The sequence below is a fragment of the Kitasatospora sp. NPDC034533 genome, from assembly GCF_055575155.1.
The window spans coordinates 17,968-37,688 of sequence record NZ_JBVITE010000039.1; the positions used below are offsets into that span (position 1 = coordinate 17,968).

Annotated in this window: 17 protein-coding genes; 8 read left to right on the forward strand and 9 right to left on the reverse strand. The window is 75.5% G+C overall.

The features are described 5' to 3' along the window. Positions 1–476: 476 nt before the first annotated feature. Both ACZ55U_RS24600 and ACZ55U_RS24605 read left to right on the forward strand, forming a co-directional pair. The gene (locus ACZ55U_RS24600) at positions 477–1,370 is read left to right on the forward strand and encodes a phosphotransferase enzyme family protein (protein WP_465528983.1); all 894 of its coding nucleotides are present in this window, start codon (positions 477–479) and stop codon (positions 1,368–1,370) included. 173 nt (positions 1,371–1,543) lie between these two features. Next, positions 1,544–2,572: a polysaccharide deacetylase family protein gene (locus ACZ55U_RS24605; protein ID WP_465528985.1), complete on the forward strand. Its 1,029-nt coding sequence runs from the start codon at positions 1,544–1,546 to the stop codon at positions 2,570–2,572. Between the two features lie 16 nt (positions 2,573–2,588). On the opposite strand, the gene ACZ55U_RS24610 is transcribed toward ACZ55U_RS24605, so the two are convergent. The 4 genes from ACZ55U_RS24610 to ACZ55U_RS24625 all read right to left on the reverse strand — a co-directional run bounded on the left by ACZ55U_RS24610 (position 2,589) and on the right by ACZ55U_RS24625 (position 6,070). Beyond that, the gene (locus ACZ55U_RS24610; RefSeq protein WP_465528987.1) at positions 2,589–3,068 is read right to left on the reverse strand and encodes a GNAT family N-acetyltransferase; all 480 of its coding nucleotides are present in this window, start codon (positions 3,066–3,068) and stop codon (positions 2,589–2,591) included. A 23-nt stretch (positions 3,069–3,091) separates the two neighbouring features. Next, a complete protein-coding gene (locus ACZ55U_RS24615) occupies positions 3,092–3,793 on the reverse strand; it encodes an exonuclease domain-containing protein (RefSeq protein WP_465528989.1) in 702 nt (233 codons plus the stop codon). A gap of 83 nt (positions 3,794–3,876) precedes the next feature. Next, entirely contained in the window at positions 3,877–4,830 is a 954-nt protein-coding gene (locus ACZ55U_RS24620) for a GNAT family N-acetyltransferase (protein WP_465528991.1), read from the reverse strand. Positions 4,831–4,876: 46 nt separating this feature from the next. After that, the gene (locus tag ACZ55U_RS24625) at positions 4,877–6,070 is read right to left on the reverse strand and encodes an SAV2148 family HEPN domain-containing protein (RefSeq protein WP_465529082.1); all 1,194 of its coding nucleotides are present in this window, start codon (positions 6,068–6,070) and stop codon (positions 4,877–4,879) included. A 486-nt stretch (positions 6,071–6,556) separates the two neighbouring features. Between ACZ55U_RS24625 and glgX the strand changes: the two genes are divergently transcribed. From glgX to treZ, 3 genes are all read left to right on the forward strand, one after another. Next, entirely contained in the window at positions 6,557–8,701 is a 2,145-nt protein-coding gene (gene glgX / locus ACZ55U_RS24630) for a glycogen debranching protein GlgX (protein WP_465528993.1), read from the forward strand. A 122-nt stretch (positions 8,702–8,823) separates the two neighbouring features. After that, entirely contained in the window at positions 8,824–11,259 is a 2,436-nt protein-coding gene (treY, locus tag ACZ55U_RS24635; protein WP_465528995.1) for a malto-oligosyltrehalose synthase, read from the forward strand. Continuing rightward, positions 11,259–12,992, forward strand: coding sequence for a malto-oligosyltrehalose trehalohydrolase (treZ, locus tag ACZ55U_RS24640; protein WP_465528997.1), 1,734 nt, complete (start codon positions 11,259–11,261; stop codon positions 12,990–12,992). Before treY ends, treZ begins: the two co-directional genes overlap by 1 nt. A gap of 53 nt (positions 12,993–13,045) precedes the next feature. Here the strand turns inward: treZ and ACZ55U_RS24645 are convergent, their stop codons facing one another. Both ACZ55U_RS24645 and ACZ55U_RS24650 read right to left on the reverse strand, forming a co-directional pair. Beyond that, on the reverse strand, positions 13,046–13,939 hold the full coding sequence (locus ACZ55U_RS24645) for a transketolase family protein (RefSeq protein ID WP_465528999.1): 894 nt from the start codon (positions 13,937–13,939) through the stop codon (positions 13,046–13,048). 64 nt (positions 13,940–14,003) lie between these two features. Further along, positions 14,004–14,717 carry a thiamine pyrophosphate-dependent enzyme gene (locus tag ACZ55U_RS24650; RefSeq protein ID WP_465529001.1) on the reverse strand — a complete coding sequence of 238 codons (714 nt, stop codon included), beginning with the start codon at positions 14,715–14,717 and terminating at the stop codon, positions 14,004–14,006. 57 nt (positions 14,718–14,774) lie between these two features. On the opposite strand from ACZ55U_RS24650, the gene soxR reads away from it, so the two are divergent. After that, positions 14,775–15,311: a redox-sensitive transcriptional activator SoxR gene (soxR, locus tag ACZ55U_RS24655; protein WP_465529003.1), complete on the forward strand. Its 537-nt coding sequence runs from the start codon at positions 14,775–14,777 to the stop codon at positions 15,309–15,311. A gap of 7 nt (positions 15,312–15,318) precedes the next feature. Here the strand turns inward: soxR and ACZ55U_RS24660 are convergent, their stop codons facing one another. The 3 genes from ACZ55U_RS24660 to ACZ55U_RS24670 form a co-directional block, all read right to left on the reverse strand. Beyond that, entirely contained in the window at positions 15,319–15,840 is a 522-nt protein-coding gene (locus ACZ55U_RS24660) for a GNAT family N-acetyltransferase (protein WP_465529005.1), read from the reverse strand. Positions 15,841–15,953: 113 nt separating this feature from the next. Continuing rightward, positions 15,954–16,619 (reverse strand): formylglycine-generating enzyme family protein, encoded by a 666-nt coding sequence (locus tag ACZ55U_RS24665; RefSeq protein WP_465529007.1) that lies wholly within the window; start codon positions 16,617–16,619, stop codon positions 15,954–15,956. Positions 16,620–16,829: 210 nt separating this feature from the next. After that, entirely contained in the window at positions 16,830–17,282 is a 453-nt protein-coding gene (locus ACZ55U_RS24670; protein WP_465529009.1) for a hypothetical protein, read from the reverse strand. A gap of 409 nt (positions 17,283–17,691) precedes the next feature. Here ACZ55U_RS24670 and ACZ55U_RS24675 point away from each other — a divergent pair, with 409 nt between their 5' ends. Together ACZ55U_RS24675 and ACZ55U_RS24680 are read left to right on the forward strand one after the other, a co-directional pair. Next, positions 17,692–18,405: a class I SAM-dependent methyltransferase gene (locus ACZ55U_RS24675; protein ID WP_465529011.1), complete on the forward strand. Its 714-nt coding sequence runs from the start codon at positions 17,692–17,694 to the stop codon at positions 18,403–18,405. A gap of 395 nt (positions 18,406–18,800) precedes the next feature. Next, entirely contained in the window at positions 18,801–19,448 is a 648-nt protein-coding gene (locus ACZ55U_RS24680) for a TetR/AcrR family transcriptional regulator (RefSeq protein WP_465529013.1), read from the forward strand. Positions 19,449–19,721 lie beyond the last annotated feature (273 nt).

Here is a 19,721-nt window from a genome sequence, read left to right on the forward strand (position 1 = left end):
GGTAGCGCTCAGGGTAGGGAAAACCCCACCCCGGCCCCGCAGGAGCGCCGGGCAACGGCCTGCCCGCCCGGCCGACGGAGCATCGGAAGACCTGCCGCCTGACATCGGACGGGGCACCGGGACGCGGCCGGCGCACGGCGGCCGGTGACTCCCCCGGCCCCGGGCCCGCCGCTCCCGCGCCCGCGCCGGTCCGGTCCGGTGACGACCCTCACCTGCCCTCAGGGAACCACCGGTGCGGCCCGTGAGGACCGGCCCCGGCCCGGACGCCCCGATCGGCGGCGCCCCACCGCGGCACCCGGACCGCCGGGGCCGCGCCGGTGCCCGGTCAGGCCTCCCGGCGCAGGCCAGAGCGGGCGGTGACGCCGGTCACGCCCGGCCGGCGCCGCGCCCCGCGACGCGCGGGGCCCGGCGTCCGTGCGTCATGATGATCACCGTCCGGAACGCCCGGACGGACAGCGGCGGAACGGAGCCCAGTCATGATCCCCTTCGACGAGGGCCGCGCCCGGCTGCTGCTCGCCCACGCCTGCGAGTCCGCCGGGCTGCCCGCCCCGGACGGCGCCGCGCTGCTCGCGCTCGGCGAGAACGCCGTCTTCGACCTCGGCGACCCGGCCGTGGTCGCCAAGGTCGGCCGCGGCCCCGAGCTGTACGACCGGGCGCACCGCGAGCTGGCCCTCGCCCACTGGCTGGCCGGGCAGGACGTGCCGGTGGTGCGCCCGTACGACGCGGTGGCGCCCGAGCCGCAGCTGGCCGACGGCCACCCGGTCACCTTCTGGTACCGGCTCGCGCCCGCCGTCCGCCCCGCCCGCCCGGTCGACCTCGCCCCGCTGCTGCGCGCCCTGCACCGGCTGCCGCTGCCGCCCTTCACCCTCGGCCGGCGCGACCTGCTGGCCCCGGTCGAACGCTGGCTGGCCTCCGCCGAGGGCCACGTCGACCCGGCGGACGTCGCCTTCCTGCGCCACCGCCGGGAGGCCTTCGAGGCCGCCCTGCCCGACCTGGTGCCGCGGCTGCACCCCGGGGTCATCCACGGCGACGCGCTGCCGCGCAACGTCCACGTCGGCCCGGACGGGCCGGTGCTGCTCGACCTGGAGTTCATGGCCAACGACCTGCGCGAGCACGACCTGGTGGTCCTCGCCCTCAGCCAGGACCGGTACGGCGTGCCCGCCGAGGAGTACCGCACGTTCACCGAGGCGTACGGCTGGGACGTGCGCGAGTGGCCCGGCTTCGCGGTGCTGCGCGGCGCCCGGGAGACCGCCAGCGCCTCCTGGGTGGCGCAGCAGGCGGCCAGCAACCCGGCCGCGCTGAAGGAGTTCCGGCGCCGGGTCGACTCACTGCGGGACGGGGCCGCCGAGGTGCGCTGGTACCCGTTCTGAGGGCGGCGGCGATACCCCGGCCGGCGCCGGGGCGCCAACCGGGGCGAGTGTGAGAAGACTCCTGGGACGGTTCGGTCCGGTCCGCAACCGGGCCACGTACGATCGGCGTCCTATCGGACAGTCGTCCTGACCCGAGAAACCGGCACCGCACTCGCACCTCAGGAGCCGCCGCCATGCACCGGACCGCCCGCCATCCCTCCGCCCCGACCCGACTGACCCGCTCCAGGCGCCGGCTGCTCGCGGGCTGTGTCGCGGTGGCCGCCGCCCTGGGCCTGGCGGCGTGCGGGACGGCGAGCGGCGCGCTCCAGTCGTCGAGCGCCCCCACGGCCTCCGGGGCGCCGGCCGCGAGCGCCCAGCCGAGCGGGACGGCGGCGACCACCATCGCGCCGCGGCCCGGCTCGGACGCCGTGCCGCCGGGCACCGCCACGGCCTCCCCCGCCTCGCCCGCCGCTTCGGCGTCGCCGGCGAAGCCGTACCCGTCGACGGCGACGGGCTCGCCCGTCTCCGCCAAGCCCAGTGCGCCGGCCACCCCGGCCGCGCCGACCGCTACCCCGACGGGTGCCCCGGCCTCGCCCGCCGCGCCGCCGCCGCCGCACACCGGGGCGGGCACCGTGATCGGCTCCACCGCCTCCGGCGGCCGCACCGTCGCGCTCACCTTCGACGACGGCCCCGGCCCGGCCACCGGCCAGATCCTCGACCTGCTGGCCCAGTACCACGCCAAGGCCGTGTTCTGCGAGATCGGCCAGAACGCCGCCGCCAACCCGGCCATGGTCAAGCGGATCGTGGCCGCCGGGCACCGGCTCTGCGACCACAGCGTCCACCACCCGCAGCCGTTCGCGAAGCTCCCGCACGACAAGGCGGCCTACGAGATCACCGCCGCCCGGGACATGATCGTCCAGGCGGGCGGCCCGGGCACCGAGGTCGGCTGGTTCCGCGCTCCGGGCGGCGGCTTCAACGCCGACAACGAGCACATCACGGCGGGCCTGGGGATGTCCTCGCTGGGCTGGTCCGTCGACCCGCGCGACTGGTCGCGTCCGGGCGTGCCGGCGATCGTGTCGGCCGTGCAGCGGCAGCTCAAGCCCGGCGGGGTGATCCTGATGCACGACGGCGGCGGCGACCGGAGCCAGACCGTGGCCGCCCTCAAGCAGCTGCTGCCCTGGCTGGTCGAGCAGGGGTACACCTTCGACTTCCCGGCCGCGTAGCGCCCCCGGGCGGGCGTCAGTCGGTGCCCGGTCCGGTGACGGTCAGCCGGTAGACCTGCCGGGAGCCGCCCTCCGGGCCCGGGTCGGTGGCCTCGGCCGGGGTGAAGCCCAGCCGCTCGTAGAAGACCCGGGCGCCGCTCGCCACCGCGCCCGGGTGGTCCGGGCCGAAGGTCACCACCTCGACGGTGGCCGGGCCCCGGACGTGGCGGCGCAGCACGTCCTCGACCAGCTCCCGGCCGACGCCGGTGCCCCGGGCGCGACCGGCGACCACCAGCCAGTGCAGGTGGTGCGGCCCCTCGCCGCCGACGCCGAACAGCAGGCCGCCGAGCAGCCCCTCGCCGTCCTCGGCGACGGTCGCCAGGCCCTGGTCGACGCTGTCGCGCACCGCGCGGTGGAAGCCCGGCTCGGCGACCATCGGGCCGAACCAGTGCTCGACCTCGGCGGCGAGGGCGAGGAAGCCGGGCAGGTCGTCGGGGCGGGCGAGGCGTACGGTCATCCGGGCATCGTGCCGGACGGCCGTCACCGGGCGGGCCAGCGCGGGTCGACCACGGCCCGCGGGTCCTTGCCGCGTCGCAGCCAGGCCTGGAGGCCCTCGGCCCACTGCCGGTACCAGTCGACCTGCCGGCGGTGCAGTTCGGCGGGCTCCACCGCCCCCACCTCGGCCGGGTAGCGCCCGGCGAGCGCGACGGCGACCCGGACGGCGGCCAGCGCGTCGCTGCCCGCCTCGTGGGCGTCCGTCAGTTCGACCCCGTACAGCTCGCAGACCCGCTGGAGGGTGCGCGAGCCCTTGCGGTACCTGTCCACGGCCCGGTCGATGACCAGGGCGTCCAGCACCGGCCCGACCGGTCGGCCCAGGCGCTCGTCGAGCGTCGCGAGCCCGTACCGGCGCAACTCGGCGTCCAGCAGCGAGAGGTCGAACGGGGCGTTGAAGGCCACGACCGGCCGCCCGTCGGCGATCCGCTCGCACAGCGCGGCGGCTATCTCCTCCACCGCTTCCTTCGCCGGCCTGCCCTTGCGCCGTGCCTCCTCGTCCCCGATCCCGTGGATCGCCTCCGCCTCGGCGGGTATCGGCACCCCCGGGTCGAGCAGCCAGTGCGCGGCGCCCACCCGGGCGGCTCCGACGGTGTCCACGAGGGCGGCCGTGACGATGCGGTCCACGGCCGGGTCGGTGCCCGTGGTCTCCAGGTCGAAGCCGACCAGTGGCTGCTGCCACCAGCTCATCAGGTGTGTCCTTCCGTCCTGTCTCCCGAAACAGCCCCTATCATCACCCGCCCCACCGACAACCCGGCCCACGGGGAGCCCGGTCAGCGGCTCCCGCCGCCCCGGGCCGCCAGGCGGCGGGCTTCGGCGAGGACGTCGGCGTCCAGTTCTGCCCGGGTGCGGGTGCCGTAGTCCGCCGTGGCGTATTCGTCGTGGAGGCGGGCGAGGGGATCGGCCTCGGCGAAGTCGTGGCCGAAGCGCCGGTGGACGCGGCGGGCCAGTTCCTCCGGGCCGTACGTGCCGGAGAGCAGCCGGGTGGCGAGCGCCCGCAGGACGGCCCGCTTGGCGGGCATGCCGCCGGGCGGGTGGAAGAGCAGTCCGAACTCCGCGAGGGCGGGCGGCAGCAGGTCCGGCACCCGGTCGGCGGCCTCGGCGTCCGGGCAGGCGGCGAGGGCGGTGAGCGCCTCGCCGTCGGATCCGGCGACGAGGATCGCGCAGGCGGCGTCGACCACGTCGCGGGCGGTCAGCTCCCCCGTGCTCCACAACAGGGCCGTGTCCCGCAGCCGTTCGGCGGCCGGGTCGGTGCGCACCACGGGCACCGGGCGGTGGAGGAAGACGTCGATCTCGTCCTCGTGCTCGGGCAGGAAGCCGTGCCGTTCGTACAGGCGGCGGGCGGCGCTGCCCCGCAGGACGTTCAGCCGGACGGGGTCGCCCGCCGCGTCGGCCTCGGCGAGGACGTGGCGCAGTACGGCGGTGCCGAGGCCCCGGCCCTGGTGGCGCGGGTGGAGGTAGAAGTGCTCCAGCCACCGGCCGCCCTGTGCGGCGGGGCGGACGGTGACGGACCCGGCGAAGGAGCGGCCCCGGGGCGTCCGCCCGACCAGCACGATCGAGGTGTGCTCGGGCGAGAAGCCGTCGCGCAGCCGCCGGCGGACCAGGTGCGCGTCGTAGCGGCCGAGGCGTTCGAGGTCGGCGCGCATCACCTCGGCCCGCAGGTCGGCGAGGGGTTCGACGTCGTCGGGCGTGGCGGGGCGCAGGCTCCAGTCCGGGTCGCTGTTCACGGCCCGCAGTCTGGCAGCCGCGCCGCCGCGCCGACCAGTGCCTTTCTCAGGACACCGGCCGGGAGTCGGCCCAGACGCCCTCGAACTCCTCGCGGTAGACCTCCAGCAGGCCCGGCTCGGTGCCGCCGGGCTGCTGGCCGGCGCCGCCGCGCAGTACCAGGGCCGGGGACTCCATGCCGCGGGCGCGGCGCAGGTAGGGCTGGATGACGCCGAGGTCGCGGCCCTGGCGGCGGCCGCCGCCCTGGCCGGCGGTGCGGGGGCCCTCGACCAGGTAGGCGGTGAAGCGCGGGGTCTCGTCGAAGACCCGGATCTCGAAGCCGCCCTGGTCCCGCAGGTGGGCCCGGACCCGCCGCACGTGCATGATGTTCATCTCGATGGAGCGGGACAGCTCGCTGCGGCCGAGGCCGAGTTCGCGTTCGCGGCGGCGCACCGCGCTGCTCGCCGGGTTGAGGAACAGCAGCCGTACCCGGCAGCCGTCCGAGGCGAGGCGCACCAGGCGCTTGCCGGTGTAGTTCTGGCAGAGCATGCCGAGGCCGATGCCGAGCGCGTCGAGGCGCCGGGCGCCGTCCAGCAGGTCCTCCACGGGCAGGTCGCGCTGGAGCCGGACCCGGTCGGCGTGCACCGCGACCACGTCGGCGTAGCGGCCGGCGACCAGGGATTCGACCACGTCGGCGGGCACCCCGCCGCCGGTGCCGCCGTCGAGGACGGCGAGCAGCCGGGCGGCGGCCCGTTCGGTCTGGGCGAGCACGGTCTGGGTGAGCACCCGGTTGCGGGAGACGACGTGCCGGGCGACTTCCAGTTCGTCCAGGGCGAGTTCGATCTCGCGCCGGTCGGCCAGGAAGGGCTCGAAGCAGGGCCAGTGCTGGACCATCAGCTCGCGCAGCTGGGGCAGGGTGAGGAAGACCAGCGGGTCGTCGTCGGCGGGGTCGAGCAGGTAGCCCTTGCGGCGGCTGACCTCGCGCACGGCGCCGGCCCGGTGGGCCCACTCCTCGCCGACCGGTCCGGCGGCGGCGGTGACCCAGTCCTCGCCGTGGGCGGGGGCGTAGATCGGGTGGAGCACCTCGTCGACCAGGGCGCGCAGCCGCTGCTCGACCAGGTTGAGCCAGACGTACGCGCGGCCGGAGAGCCGCACCCGCTGGTAGGCCTCCTCCCACTCGCCGGCGGACCAGGCCAGTGCGGGTATCTCGACGGGCCCGGCCTGGGCGGGCACCAGGGCCCGGCCGGTCAGGGTGGGGCGCATGACGACCGTGGGCGCCTCGCTGCGGGCGGCGCCCCGGTCGGGGCCGCCGGGCCCGGAGCCGCGGCCGCCAGCGGGGAACACCATGCGCCACCTCATCTGCGGCTGAACCCCGCGGGCGCGGGGACCGTTGACAGGCCGTTGACAAGCACCGGGTCGGCCGGGGCGGCCGGACGATCAAGGGTACTGCCCGCCGCGAGCCGCCCGCAGCCGGATCCCCGGCGGGCCCGCGCGGAGGCGGCCCCGCCCGTGCCGCGGACCGCCCGGAATCTTCACAGGAATGACCGCCGGACACCCGTTCGGGCGAACCCCGGCACTACCTCCCGGCCTCCGGGGGAGGGCTCGGGGAGGATTGCGGGCTGTGCCGTGCGTCACGGCGCGCGAGCGTCGCACATGCCCGGCCGCCCGGCCGGGAAGAGAGCGCACGGGTCCGGGAAGGTAGTCGGACTATCTGTCAGTTTCCGTACGCCAGATGGGAGTTGAGGAGTCATGCAGGTCTGGCCCGGTACGCCCTACCCGCTCGGTGCCACCTACGACGGGGCCGGCACCAACTTCGCCGTGTTCTCCGAGAGCGCCGACCGGATCGAGCTGTGCCTGATCGGCGCGGACGGCTCCGAGACGGCCGTCGAACTGCGCGAGACGGACGCCTTCGTCCGGCACGCCTACCTCCCCGGCGTCCAGCCCGGCCAGCGCTACGGCTTCCGCGTGCACGGCCCGTACAACCCGGGCCTGGGCCAGCGGCACAACAGCGCCAAGCTGCTGCTGGACCCGTACGCCAAGGCGATGAGCGGCCACATCGACTGGGACGAGTCGGTCTACGGCTACCACTTCGGCGCCCCCGAGCGCCGCAACGACCTGGACTCCGCCCCGCACACCATGCACTCGGTGGTGATCAACCCGTACTTCGACTGGGGCACCGACCGCCCGCCGCGCACCGACTACCACCGCACCGTCATCTACGAGGCCCACGTCAAGGGCCTCACCCGGCTGCACCCGGGCATCCCCGAGGAGATCCGGGGCAGCTACGCCGGCCTGGCCCACCCCGCGGTGATCGAGCACCTCGCCAAGCTCGGCGTCACCGCGATCGAGCTGATGCCGGTCCACCAGTTCGTCCGGGACCACCGGCTGCGGGACCTGGGCCTGTCCAACTACTGGGGCTACAACACCATCGGCTTCTTCGCCCCGCACTCCTCCTACTCCTCCACCGGCGACCGGGGCCAGCAGGTGCAGGAGTTCAAGTCCATGGTCAAGGCGCTGCACGCGGCCGGGATCGAGGTGATCCTCGACGTCGTCTACAACCACACCGCCGAGGGCAACCACCTGGGCCCGACGCTGTCGCTGCGCGGGCTGGACAACGTCTCCTACTACCGCCTCGCCCAGGACCAGCGCTTCTACGAGGACACCACCGGCACCGGCAACAGCCTGCTGATGCGCAGCCCGCACGTGCTCCAGCTGATCATGGACTCGCTGCGCTACTGGGTCACCGAGATGCACGTGGACGGCTTCCGCTTCGACCTCGCCGCCACCCTCGCCCGGCAGTTCCACGAGGTGGACCGGCTCTCCTCCTTCTTCGACCTGGTCCAGCAGGACCCGGTGGTCTCCCAGGCCAAGCTGATCGCCGAGCCCTGGGACCTCGGCGAGGGCGGCTACCAGGTGGGCAACTTCCCGCCGCTGTGGACGGAGTGGAACGGCAAGTACCGGGACACCGTGCGCGACCTGTGGCGCGGCGAGACCGCGACCCTCGCCGAGTTCGGCTCCCGGCTGACCGGCTCCTCCGACCTCTACCAGGACGACGGGCGCCGCCCGATCGCCTCGATCAACTTCGTGACCTGCCACGACGGTTTCACGCTGCGCGACCTGGTCTCGTACAACGAGAAGCACAACGAGGCCAACGGCGAGGACAACCGGGACGGCGAGTCCTTCAACCGCTCCTGGAACTGCGGCGTCGAGGGCCCCACCACCGATCCGGCCGTCGAGGAGCTGCGCGCGCGCCAGCAGCGCAACTTCATCGCCACCCTGATGCTCTCCCAGGGCGTGCCGATGCTCTCCCACGGCGACGAACTCGGCCGCACCCAGCTGGGCAACAACAACGCCTACTGCCAGGACAACGAACTCACCTGGGTGCACTGGCCCGAGGGCGACGGGCCGCAGGCGCGGCTGCTGGAGTTCACCCAGGCGATGATCTGGCTGCGCCGCGACCACCCGGTGTTCCGGCGGCGGCGGTTCTTCCACGGCCGGCCGGTGTCGGGCCACGGCCGGCCGGCGCCCGCCTCCGGGGGGTTCGACGACCTCACCGACATCGCCTGGTTCACCCCGGCCGGGGAGGAGATGACCAAGCGCAACTGGGGCGCCAGCTACGCCAAGTCGCTGACCGTCTTCCTCAACGGCTACGCGATCTCCGAGCCGGACCGGCGCGGCGGGCGGATCGTCGACGACTCCTTCCTGCTGATGTTCAACGCGCACTTCGAGCCGCTGGAGTTCACCGTGCCCGCCGGGCACGGGCAGGAGTGGCAGGTCGTCGTGGACACCGCCCAGCCCCGGCTGCCCGCCCCCGGCACGGGGGCCAGGGTCAAGGCCGGGGACGCGCTGTGGCTCACCGACCGCTCGCTGATGGTGCTGCAACGGCCCGCGTAGGAGCCGCCGGCCCCTCGCTCGGCCCGGGCGGTCACCGCGGGCCCTTCCGACGGGCCGGGCGGTCACCTGTTCGGGCCAGCAGCGGGTCTTGGTGGCGGCCTCCCCCGGGTACCTATGGAGCTATGACCCCCGCCGCCGAGCCCCCGCAGCCCCGCCCGGCCGCCGCCGTCCCCTCCTCCTCGTACCGCCTCCAGCTCCAGCCCGGGTTCACCCTCCACGACGCCACCGCCGCCGTCCCCTACCTGGCCGCGCTCGGCGTCACCCACCTGCACCTCTCCCCGCTGCTGGAGGCCGTCCCCGGCTCCACCCACGGCTACGACACCGTCGACCACACCCGGATCAGCGAACAGCTCGGCGGCGAGCCCGCGCTGCGCGGGCTGGCCGCCGCCGCGCACCGCCACGGGCTGGGGCTGATCGCCGACGTGGTGCCCAACCACATGGCGGTGCCCACCCCCGAACGGCTCAACCGGCCGCTGTGGCAGGTGCTGCGCGACGGGCCCGACTCGCCGTACGCGCGCTGGTTCGACATCGACTGGACCGCCCAGCCGGGCCCCGTCGACGCCCCCGGGCGCGGGCGGGTGCTGCTGCCGCTGCTCGGCGACCGGCTCGGCGCCGTCCTGGACCAGCTCACCGTGGACGCCGGGGTGCTGCGCTACCACCGGCACGAACTGCCGCTGCGCCCCGGCACCGAGGACCTGCCGCTGCCCGAGCTGCTCGCGCGCCAGTGGTACCGGCTCGCCTGGTGGCGCCTGGCCCGCACCGAGCTCAACTACCGGCGGTTCTTCACCGTCAACGAGCTGATCGCGCTGCGCGCCGAGGACCCGGAGGTGTTCGCCGCCACCCACGCCGTGCTGCTCGGACTGCACGCCGACGGCGTCCTGGACGGCTTCCGGATCGACCACCCGGACGGGCTCGCCGACCCGCTCGGCTACCTGCGGCGCCTCGCCGAGGCGACCGGCGGGGCGTACGTCGTGGTCGAGAAGATCCTCACCGGCGAGGAACGGCTGCCCGAGGAGTGGCCGGTGGCCGGCACCACCGGCTACGACGCGCTGCGCCGGATCGACGGCGTGCTCACCGACCACGCGGGCGCCTGCCGGCTGGCCGGAGCGTACGAGTCCTTCCGGCACGGCGGCCCGGTGCGGGACCTCTGCGAGGACCCGCACCCGGCGATCGCCGCCGCCCGGCGCGGGCGCGCCGACATGACCGGGCCGGACGGCGAACTCGCCGCCGAGGTCGAGCGGCTGGTGCGGATCGCCCAGCGGATCGGCGCCGCCGAACCCGCGCACGCCGACCACTCGCCCGGGCAGCTGCGCGCCGCGCTCGGCCGGCTGCTCACCGGCTACCCCGCGTACCGGCCGTACGCCCGGCCGGGCGAGGTGGTCCCGACCGTCTCGGCGCAGCAGCTGCGGGCCGCCCTGGACGGCTCCGACGACCCGACCGACCGCCTGCTGGCCGCGCTCGCGCTCGGTGAACTGGGCCGCGGCGCCGACAAGGACGAGTTCTGCGTGCGCTTCGCCCAGACCGCCGCCGCGGTGGCCGCCAAGGGCGTCGAGGACACCGCCTTCTACCGCTGGAACGCGCTGCCCGGCCTCAACGAGGTCGGCGGCGAGCCCGCCCGGCCCGGGCTGCACCCGGCGGAGTTCCACGACTGGTGCCGCTACCTGGAGCGCACCTGGCCGCACAGCATGACGGTGCTCTCCACCCACGACACCAAGCGCAGCGCCGACGCCCGAGCCCGGCTCACCGCGCTCGCCGAACGACCGGACGCCTGGGCCGCCGAGGCCGCCGCCTGGTCCACCGCCGCCGGGCCCGGCTTCGACCCGGACGCCGACTGGCTGCTGTGGCACACCCTGGTCGCCGCCTGGCCGATCTCCCCGGACCGGCTGGTCGCCGCCCTGCTCAAGGCCGCCCGCGAGGCCAAGGAGCACACCTCCTGGACCGCCCCCGACCCGCACTACGAACAGCAGCTGGAACAGCGGGCCCGCGCCGCCTACGCCAACCCCGGGCTGCTCCCCCGGATCGAGGGCGCCGTGCACGCCCTCGCCCCGTACGCCCGCGCCAACACCCTGGCCGCCGCCCTGCTGCACCTCACCGTGCCGGGCGTGCCGGACCTCTACCAGGGCAGCGAGGAGCCGCTGTACACCCTGGTGGACCCGGACAACCGGGGTGTGGTGGACTTCGGCGCGCTCGCCGTGCGGCTCACCGACGCGGCCGCGCCGCGCCCCGGCGACCTCGCCCGGGAGAAGCTGCACCTCACCACCACCGCGCTGCACCTGCGCCGCGCCCGCCCGCTCGGCCCGTACCGGCCGCTGGCGGCCACCGGCCCGGCCGCGGAGCACCTGCTGGCCTTCGCCCGGGGCGACGACCTCGTCACCGCCGTCACCCGGCTGCCCCACCGGCTGGAACGGGCGGGCGGCTGGCGGGACACCGCGTTGGAGCTGCCGGCCGGCGGGCCGTGGACGGACGAGCTGACCCTGCGGAACTTCCCGGCCGGCCCGGTGCCGGTGGCGCAGCTGCTGGCGTCCTCCCCGGTGGCACTCCTGGCGAGGAGGGGCTGATGCCGGCCTACGAGGTGTGGGCGCCGCGCGCCGAGGCCCGGGTGCGGGTCGAAGTCAACGGCTTCTCCTACGAGTTGGCGCGCTGCCGGGACCGCCCGGGGTGGTGGTCCGGGGACGCCCCGGCGGGCGACTACGCCTTCCGGCTCGACGACGGCCCGCCGCTGCCCGACCCGCGCTCGCCCCGGCAGCCGCACGGCCCGGACGGACCGAGCCGCCCGGTGGACCACGCCGCGTTCCGCTGGTCGGAGGCGGGCCGGCGCGGCCGGGCGCTGCCCGGCGCGGTGCTGTACGAGCTGCACGTGGGCACCTTCACCGCCCGCGGCACCTTCGACGCCGCCGCCGAACGCCTGGACCACCTGGTCGAGTTGGGCGTGGACTTCGTCGAGCTGATGCCGGTCTGCCCGTTCCCCGGCCGGCACGGCTGGGGCTACGACGGGGTCTCGCTCTGGGCCGTCCACGAGCCCTACGGCGGCCCCGAGGGGCTCAAGCGCTTCGTGGACGCCGCCCACCGCAAGGGCCTCGGCGTGGTCCTGGACGTGGTGCACAACCACCTCGGACCGTCCGGCAACCACCTCCCCGCCTACGGCCCGTACTTCACCGACCGGCACCACACCCCGTGGGGCTCGGCGGTCAACCTGGACGCGCCGGGCTCGGACGAGGTGCGCGCCTACCTGATCGGCAGCGCGCTGGCCTGGCTGCGCGACTACCGGATCGACGGGCTGCGGCTGGACGCCGTGCACGCCCTCGCCGACAACAGCGCCGTCCACTTCCTGGCGGAACTCTCCTACGAGGTGGAGAAGTTGGCGGTCGCCACCAACCGGCCGCTGTTCCTGGTCGCCGAGTCCGACCGCAACACCCCGGCCACCACCGCCCCGCGCGAGGCCGGCGGCCACGGACTCACCGCCCAGTGGAGCGACGACTTCCACCACGCCCTGCACTGCGCGCTCACCGGCGAATCCCAGGGCTACTACGGGGACTTCGCGCGCGCGCCGCTCGCCGCCCTCGCCAAGACGCTCACCCGGGGGTTCTTCCACGACGGCACCTGGTCCTCCTTCCGGGGCCGCCGCCACGGGCGCCCGTTCACCCCCCTCGGCAACGGGCACCGGCTGCTCGGCTACCTCCAGACCCACGACCAGGTCGGCAACCGCGCGCTCGGGGACCGCCTCTCCGCCGGCCTCTCCCCCGGCCGGCTCGCCTGCGGCGCCGCGCTGGTGCTCACCTCCCCGTTCACCCCGATGCTGTTCATGGGCGAGGAGTGGGGCGCCACCACCCCCTGGCAGTACTTCACCGCCCACACCGACCCGGCGCTCGCCGAAGCCGTCCGGCAGGGCCGGCGGCGGGAGTTCGCCGAGCACGGCTGGGCCGCCGAGGCCGTCCCGGACCCGCAGGAGCCCGCCACCGTGCTGCGCTCGGTGCTCGACTGGACCGAGCACCGGCGCTCCCCGCACGCCGAACTGCTCGACTGGTACCGGCGGTTGATCCGGCTGCGGCGCGAGCGGGCGGAGCTGTCCGATCCGGACCTCGGCGCGGTGCGGGTGGAGTTCGACGAGGCGGCCGGCCGGCTGGTGGTGCACCGGGGGCCGTACCGGATCGCGGTCAACCTCGGGCCGGACGAGGCCGCGCTGCCGCTGGGGGCCGCCGGGCGCGAGGTGGTGGCGGCCTTCGGGGCGGCGGCGCTGGACGGGTCCGCGGTCCGGGTGGCGGCGGACGCGGTGGCGATCGTCACCGTCTGAGCGCCGGGCCGCGCCGTCCGGGGACCGCGGCGTACCCGGGGGAAGGGACCCGCCTACCGGAGGAAGGCCCCGATCCGCTCCCGCAGCCCCGCCGCGTCCAGGCCGTAGGCGGCCAGGTGCTCCGCGATCGAGCCGTAGTGCCGGTGCTCCTCGCGCGGCACGCCCAGCGCCAGCACCCGGTGCGGGCGGTCGGCCAGCGCCTCGTGCGCCTCGTTGGCGGAGGTGCCCGCCAGGTACGGCTCCACCAGCACCACGTCCGTCCGCTCGCCCAGCGCCGCGCGCAGCCCGGCGCCGTCGAAGGGACGCACCGTCGCCGCGTACAGCACGGTGGCGTCCAGGCCCTCGGTGGCCGCCAGCACCGCGTCCAGCATCGGGCCGACGGCCAGCACCACGCCGCGCGAGCCGGTCCGGACGGGGGTGAAGCGGCCCGGCTCGACGGCCACCGGCGCCGCGTTCTGGTGCGCCGAGAGCCGGACGTACACGTTGCGGTCGCCGTCCGCGTAGGCGTGGCGCAGCAGCCGCTCGGCCTCGTCCGGGTGGCCGGGCACGTGGACGGTCCAGTCCGGCAGGGTGTCCAGCAGGGCGACGTCACCCGGCGACATGTGGGTCCGGCCGCCGGCCGGCCAGTCGTAGGAGCCGGCCGCGCTCACCAGGACGGCGCCGACGCCCTGGTGGACCAGGTCCAACTTGACCTGCTCGAAGGGCCGTTCGATCAGGAAGCTGGCGAAGGTGTGGGCGATCGGACGCATCCCGCTGAGCGCCAGGCCGCCGGCCGCGCCGATCAGCAGCTGCTCGCGGATGCCGACGTTGACCACCCGGTCGGGGTGGCGCTCCTGCGCCGGGGCGAAGGCGGCCGCGGTGATGTCGGCCAGCACCAGGGCCAGCCGGGGGTCCTCGTCCAGCAGGCGGGTGGTGACGTCGACGAAGCGGTCTCGCATGGTGTCCATCGGTGGACTGCCTTTCGTGGCGGGAGGGTTGGAGGCTCCGCCGAGCGGAGCCGGCGGGAGGTGCTCAGGCTTCCTTGGGTTCGACCCGGGCGACCACCACGTGCGGGCGGCCCGGGTGCTCGGCGGTGAAGGCCCGGTACAGCGCCTCGTGGTCGCGGCCGTCCACCGTCGCGGTCGACCAGCCCTCGGCCGCGAAGCGCCGGTCGATGCCGCCCTGCCAGCCGTGCGTGGCCGAGGAGTTGTCGATCACCACCACGTGCAGCCGGTCCAGCCCGTACGCCCCGGCGAAGGCCACCGCCTCGGCGTTGGAGCCCTCGTCGAACTCCGCGTCGCCGACCAGCACCCACACCGCCGGGCCGGTCAGCCCCTGCGCCCGCAGCCCGAGCGCGGTGCCGACGGCCAGCGGCAGGCCGTGGCCGAGCGAGCCGGAGGCGATCTCCACACCGGGCAGCAGGGTGCGGTCCGGGTGGTGGCCGAGCGGCGAGTCGTAGCCGCCGAAGCTCGGCAGCACGGCGGGGTCGATGAAGCCCTTGGCCGCCAGCACCGCGTAGTACGCCATCGGGCCGTGGCCCTTGGACAGCAGGAAGCGGTCCCGGTCCTGCTCCTCGGCGGTGGCCGGGGTGACCCTCAGGACCCGGTCGTACAGCACCCAGAGCGCGTCCAGGGTGGAGGTGGCGGCGGGGCCGTGCTTCTCGTCGCCGGTCATCAGGCCCATCAGGGCCGGCAGGTCCTCGAACCGGGCCCCGTGAGCGGCCCCGGCCGTCGTGTTCGTCGTCATGACCACGATGGTGCGACTTAAAGCCGACTTGAGGTCAAGCGACTACAGTGGGTTCCCATGACCGCCCACACCGACGGCCACCGGGCCACCGGCCCGCACCACAGCGACCTGCTCACCATCGGCCAGCTCGCCGCCCGCAGCGGCCTCGCCCACTCGGCGCTGCGCTACTACGAGAGCCTCGACCTGATCCACGCCACCCGCACCGCCGGCGGCCAGCGCCGCTACACCCGGGGGACGCTGCGCCGGATCGCCTTCATCCGCGCCGCCCAGCGGGTCGGCCTCTCCCTGGACGAGGCGAAGGTCGCGCTGGACCGCCTCCCCGAGCGCCCGGCCCCCAGCGGCACCGAGTGGGACAAGGTCGCCGCGTCCTGGCAGAGCAGGATCGACGAGCAGATCGCCGAACTGGAGCGGTTGAAGGCCAAGCTCACCGGCTGCATCGGCTGCGGCTGCCTGTCGCTGTCCCGCTGCGCCCTCTACAACGCCGCCGACCGGGCCGGGGAGGCCGGTCCGGGCGCCCGCTACCTGCTCACCCGCGATCCGGCCACCGGCCCGGAGCCCGTCCCCACCGGCCCCGGCGCCGACGACGGACCGTAGAAACGCCTCAGGGCCGCGGGTCGGTGCGCAGCAGGCTGTAGCGGACGACGTCGCGCCACTCGCCGTCCCGGAAGGTCACCGCGCGCTGCACGCCCTCCCTGGTGAAGCCGAGCTTCTCCAGGACGCGCTGCTCGGCGAGGTTGCCGGCCTCGGTGTCCGCCTCCAGCCGCATGGTCGGCGTGTGCGCGAACACGTACTCCACCAGCAGCCGCTGGGCCCGCGTCCCGATCCCCCGCCCGCGCGCCTCCGGCACCAGCTGCGCACCGAGGCTCCAGTACGGGGAGGCCGGCCGCGGGCCGGTACGGGTGGCGGCGACGAAGCCGCGGAACTCGTCCTGGACGGCCACCGCGAGGATCCACCGGTCCTCCCCCAGCAGCCCGTTCTCCGCCCACTGCCGGCTGAACCGCTGCGGGTCCCGCCAGCCGTACCACTGGAACTCGCCCAGCGCCTCGGGGTCGTTCAGCATCGCGTCGAAGGCGGCCAGGTCGGCCTGGACGATCGGGCGCAGGGAGACGCTCTCATCACTCATGCAGGCGCCAACGGCCGGGCGGCCACGGCGGTTCCTCGGCCGGGTGCCGGGCGGTGACCCGGCCGAGGAACCGCCGTTCGCCGTCACGCGAGGCCCTCGGCCGCTTCGCGCCCTCACGGGTGGCGTCGGACGTCCTTCACCGCGCCCGGCGGTCCCTGTCCGGGTGTGATCGACCGGGCGAGCCGGAATCCCACGTCGTCGATGCGCAGGGTCGGATGGCTGCGGCGGCGGACGGAGGCGCGGCAGCTCCAGTGCTCGTCGAACCAGCCGCCGCCTCGCAGGACGCGGTAACCGCCGTACACCTCGGGGTCGTAGAGGTCCCAGCACCACTCCCAGACGTTGCCGAGCAGGTCGTGCAGCCCGTAGGCGTTGGGGCGCAGCTCGCCCACCTCGTGCGGGCGCTCGTCCGAGTTCCCGCGGTGCCAGGCGATCTCGTCCAGCGGGCCGTAGCGGGGGCCGTCGGTGCCGGCGCGGCAGGCGTGCTCCCACTCGGCCTCGGTGGGCAGCCGGTAGCCGTCGGCGGAGCGGTCCCAGGAGACCTCGTCGCCGTCCACCTCGTAGGCGGGCAGGCGGTGTTCGCGCCGGGACAGCTCGTTGCAGTAGCGGACGGCGTCGAGCCAGGAGACGCTGTGCGCGGGACGGCGGTCGCCGGTCAGGCCCTCGTACTGCTCTCGCGTCACCGGACAGGCCGCCAGCTCGTGGGAGTCCACATCGACGGTCCAACTGCGCTGGGTGCGGCGGTCGGAGAGGGTGACCCGGCCGGCCGGAACGGTGATCATCCCCCCGATCCTAGGGTTTGGCGCCCCGCCGAGGCCCGCCCTCGGCGCCCGGCACCCCCAACGCAGCGGCGAGCAGCCCCGGAAACGAGCTGACGGGCAAGGCGATCGGCACGGCGCGGGTGGACGTCCGGCGGCCCGGCGCCCGGGGGCCCGGGGCCCGAGGCGAAGGCCGGAGCCGGGGCCGGGGTGCCGGGGTGCCGGGGCCGCCCCTCAGTCCAGTGCGAGGGTGGTGAGGTACCCCCAGCCGATCGCCGTGATCACCATGGCCGTCCAGGCCACCACGATCGCCCGCCGGCCTCTCTCGCGGCCCTTGGCCCGCTGGAAGCCGGCGATCAGCGCGGCGATCGCGGTGACGGGCAGGGCGAGGAAGGCGAGGTAGAGCAGCCAGGCCCAATCCGGCACGGTCACCGCGAACACGAGGCCGAGGAGCCCCGGCGGCGCCGACACCGCCGCCACCGTCATCCCGGCGGCCGCACAGGCGACCCGGAAGCGGTCCCGGCGCCGGAAGAACGCCGGCACGGCACAGGCCGCGACGCACAGCAGCACGGGCAGGTAGAAGTACAACCCCCCCGACCCGTGGCTCCCCGCCACGGGAACCGGCAGCAGGAACGCCAGGATGCCCAACCCGGTCAACCACCGGGCACTCACCGGTACAACGGCCATCGCTCCCCCAAAGCACGCAGGCCTGTTCGAATGCGCGCGAACCTAACACGGCCGGCCGAGATCCGTCACGATCCCTCCCCCTCCGGGCGGAGACGCCCACGCCTGCCGACCTCGCGGTCGCCGACGGCATCGTCGGCGTCGCCTCCCGCCCCCGCGACGGCGAGGCCTCGCGGCCCCGCCCTCGGCCTCACCCCCGAGGTGTGCTCGAACCGTTATGCCCGCCCCTTCCTCGGTGCCCCGCCCGCCCCGCAGGAACGCCCCTTGCCGGGGCGGGGCGGTGGCGCCGCCGGGCCCCGGACCGGGCCCGGGAGGCCCGGCCCGGGCCGGGCCTCGGGCGGCCCAACGGCCCACCGTCCGAGCGTTTTCGGGACCCGGGCGCACACCGGCCGGGGCACCTAGGCTCGACGGCATGAACCGTGCGATCCGCACCGTCGAGGACGTCCTCGTCCTCCTGGACGGCCTCTTCCCGCCCGCCGAACCGTTCTGGGACCGCTTCTACGCGGACCGGTCCGCCGAGCGCCCGTTCTTCGCGCCCAAGCCCGACGAGAACCTGGCCTCCTACCTGGACCGCGGCCTCCTGCGCCCCGGCCGGGCGCTCGACCTCGGCTGCGGCAACGGCCGCAACGCGATCCACCTGGCCTCGCGCGGCTTCGAGGTGGACGCCGTCGACCTCTCCGCCACCGCCCTCGCCTGGGCCGAGGAGCGCGCACGAGAGGCGGGCACGGGCGCCGGCCCGCGCTTCCACCGGGCGAGCATCTTCGAGGCCGAACTCCCCACCGCCCAGTACGACTTGGTCTACGACTCCGGCTGCCTGCACCACCTCCCTCCGCACCGCCGGGTCAGCTACCTGGCCCTCCTCGACCGGGTCCTCGCCCCCGGCGGGCACTTCGCCGTCACCGCCTTCGCGGCCGGCGCGACGGGCTCCGAGCGCCCCGACGAGGAGCTCTACCGGCTCGGCACCCTGGAGGGCGGCCTCGCCTACTCGCCGGACGAACTCCGCTCGCTGTTCCGCGAGTTCACCCCGCTGGAAGTCCGGCCGATGGCCGCCCAGGACGCCGGCTCCGAGCTGTTCGGCGTCCCGTTCCTCCTCACAGCGCTCTTCCGGAAAACACCCAGCCTCTAACCGGCCTGCCATCCTCCACCCCCGGCCTGCGGCCGTATGAACGTCTCCCTGCTCGACCGCTGGTTCCCGTGGACGGTCCGGGCCGCGGCCCTCGCGCCGTTCCTGGCCACGGTGAGCCGACGGGACAGGAGCCGGCTGCGCCGACGGGGCCCGATCGCGCTCGCGTCGGCGCCGGCGCCGTCGCCGTGCCGGCGCCGAGCGGGATCACCGACCCGATCCCGTCCGGGGTGTGGCCGTGGAGCGGGGTGGTGGTCGCGGCGCTGTGCGGGCTCGGGTTCGACCGGCGCGGCGCGCGCTGGTGGCGGCGGGCGCTGGTGGTACCGACCGTGCTGCCGGCGCCATTCCTAAAACCTGACACAGATATGTTTTCGTGACACTCCCGATAGACTCCGCCCATGAGCAAGCCTCGGGGGCCGTACGCCAAGACCTCGGCCAAGCGCCAGCAGATCATCGACGCCGCGCTCGCCGCCTACGCGGAGGCAGGGGGGCGCAACGTCTCGCTGCGCGACATCGCCCAGCGCGCCGGGATGACCTACGCCGGCGTGGTGCACCACTTCGGCAGCAAGGAGGCCCTGCTCACGGCCGTCCTGGAGGCGCGGGACGCGGCGGCCGAGGAGCGCTTCGGCCCCGACCCCGAGGGCACCGAGCTGCCGCACGCGGCGGTGCTGCGGCACAACGCGTCCACCCCGGGGCTGGTCAAGCTCTTCGTCGACCTCGCGGCGGCGGCGGCCGAACCCGACCACCCCGCGCACGACTTCTTCGAACACCGCTACGCCCACTTCCGCGCCCGACTCGCGGAGCGCATCGAGCACGGCGTCACCGACCCCGCCGCCGTGGACGCGGCCTGGCTCGCCCGGATCTTCATCGCCGCCGCCGACGGCATCCAGCTCCAGTGGCTGCTCGACCCGGACATCGACATGGCCGCCGACATCGAGCGGCTCGGCGAGCTCCTGGTCGGCCCGCACTGGGCCACCGAGTTCCCGACGCGGCGGGCGGCGTCGACCGCCCCCGAGGAGGAGCGCCCGGCGCCACCGGCGCCGTGAGCGGCCGGGGCTCGGTGATCGCTCGACGCCGCCGACCCGGTCGGCCGGGGCGCCGAGCCCGGCGATCGCCGCCCACCGGCGGGCCGTCGGACTCCACCGGGAGCCCGCGAGCGGCCCGGCCCGCCTCCCCGCCGCGCCCCGTTCCCGGTTCCCCCTCCCCGGCGCCCCTGCCCCACACCGCCGGGCCGGGCAATCCCGGTCGAACGCGACATCCGGCACCCTTGAGCGCGCTCGGCGGCAACTCCCCGTGAGCACCCGTGACTTGGCGCTCCG

Coding starts and splice junctions, on each gene's coding strand:
- ACZ55U_RS24605 (WP_465528985.1), top strand. CDS start 1,544: ATGCACCGGACCGCCCGCCATCCCTCCGCCCCGACCCGACTGACCCGC.
- ACZ55U_RS24615 (WP_465528989.1), bottom strand. CDS start 3,793: ATGAGCTGGTGGCAGCAGCCACTGGTCGGCTTCGACCTGGAGACCACG.
- soxR (WP_465529003.1), top strand. CDS start 14,775: ATGACCGCCCACACCGACGGCCACCGGGCCACCGGCCCGCACCACAGC.
- ACZ55U_RS24645 (WP_465528999.1), bottom strand. CDS start 13,939: ATGGACACCATGCGAGACCGCTTCGTCGACGTCACCACCCGCCTGCTG.
- ACZ55U_RS24610 (WP_465528987.1), bottom strand. CDS start 3,068: ATGACCGTACGCCTCGCCCGCCCCGACGACCTGCCCGGCTTCCTCGCC.
- ACZ55U_RS24625 (WP_465529082.1), bottom strand. CDS start 6,070: ATGCGCCCCACCCTGACCGGCCGGGCCCTGGTGCCCGCCCAGGCCGGG.
- ACZ55U_RS24650 (WP_465529001.1), bottom strand. CDS start 14,717: ATGACGACGAACACGACGGCCGGGGCCGCTCACGGGGCCCGGTTCGAG.
- glgX (WP_465528993.1), top strand. CDS start 6,557: ATGCAGGTCTGGCCCGGTACGCCCTACCCGCTCGGTGCCACCTACGAC.
- ACZ55U_RS24680 (WP_465529013.1), top strand. CDS start 18,801: ATGAGCAAGCCTCGGGGGCCGTACGCCAAGACCTCGGCCAAGCGCCAG.
- ACZ55U_RS24675 (WP_465529011.1), top strand. CDS start 17,692: ATGAACCGTGCGATCCGCACCGTCGAGGACGTCCTCGTCCTCCTGGAC.
- ACZ55U_RS24660 (WP_465529005.1), bottom strand. CDS start 15,840: ATGAGTGATGAGAGCGTCTCCCTGCGCCCGATCGTCCAGGCCGACCTG.
- treY (WP_465528995.1), top strand. CDS start 8,824: ATGACCCCCGCCGCCGAGCCCCCGCAGCCCCGCCCGGCCGCCGCCGTC.
- treZ (WP_465528997.1), top strand. CDS start 11,259: ATGCCGGCCTACGAGGTGTGGGCGCCGCGCGCCGAGGCCCGGGTGCGG.
- ACZ55U_RS24665 (WP_465529007.1), bottom strand. CDS start 16,619: ATGATCACCGTTCCGGCCGGCCGGGTCACCCTCTCCGACCGCCGCACC.
- ACZ55U_RS24600 (WP_465528983.1), top strand. CDS start 477: ATGATCCCCTTCGACGAGGGCCGCGCCCGGCTGCTGCTCGCCCACGCC.
- ACZ55U_RS24670 (WP_465529009.1), bottom strand. CDS start 17,282: ATGGCCGTTGTACCGGTGAGTGCCCGGTGGTTGACCGGGTTGGGCATC.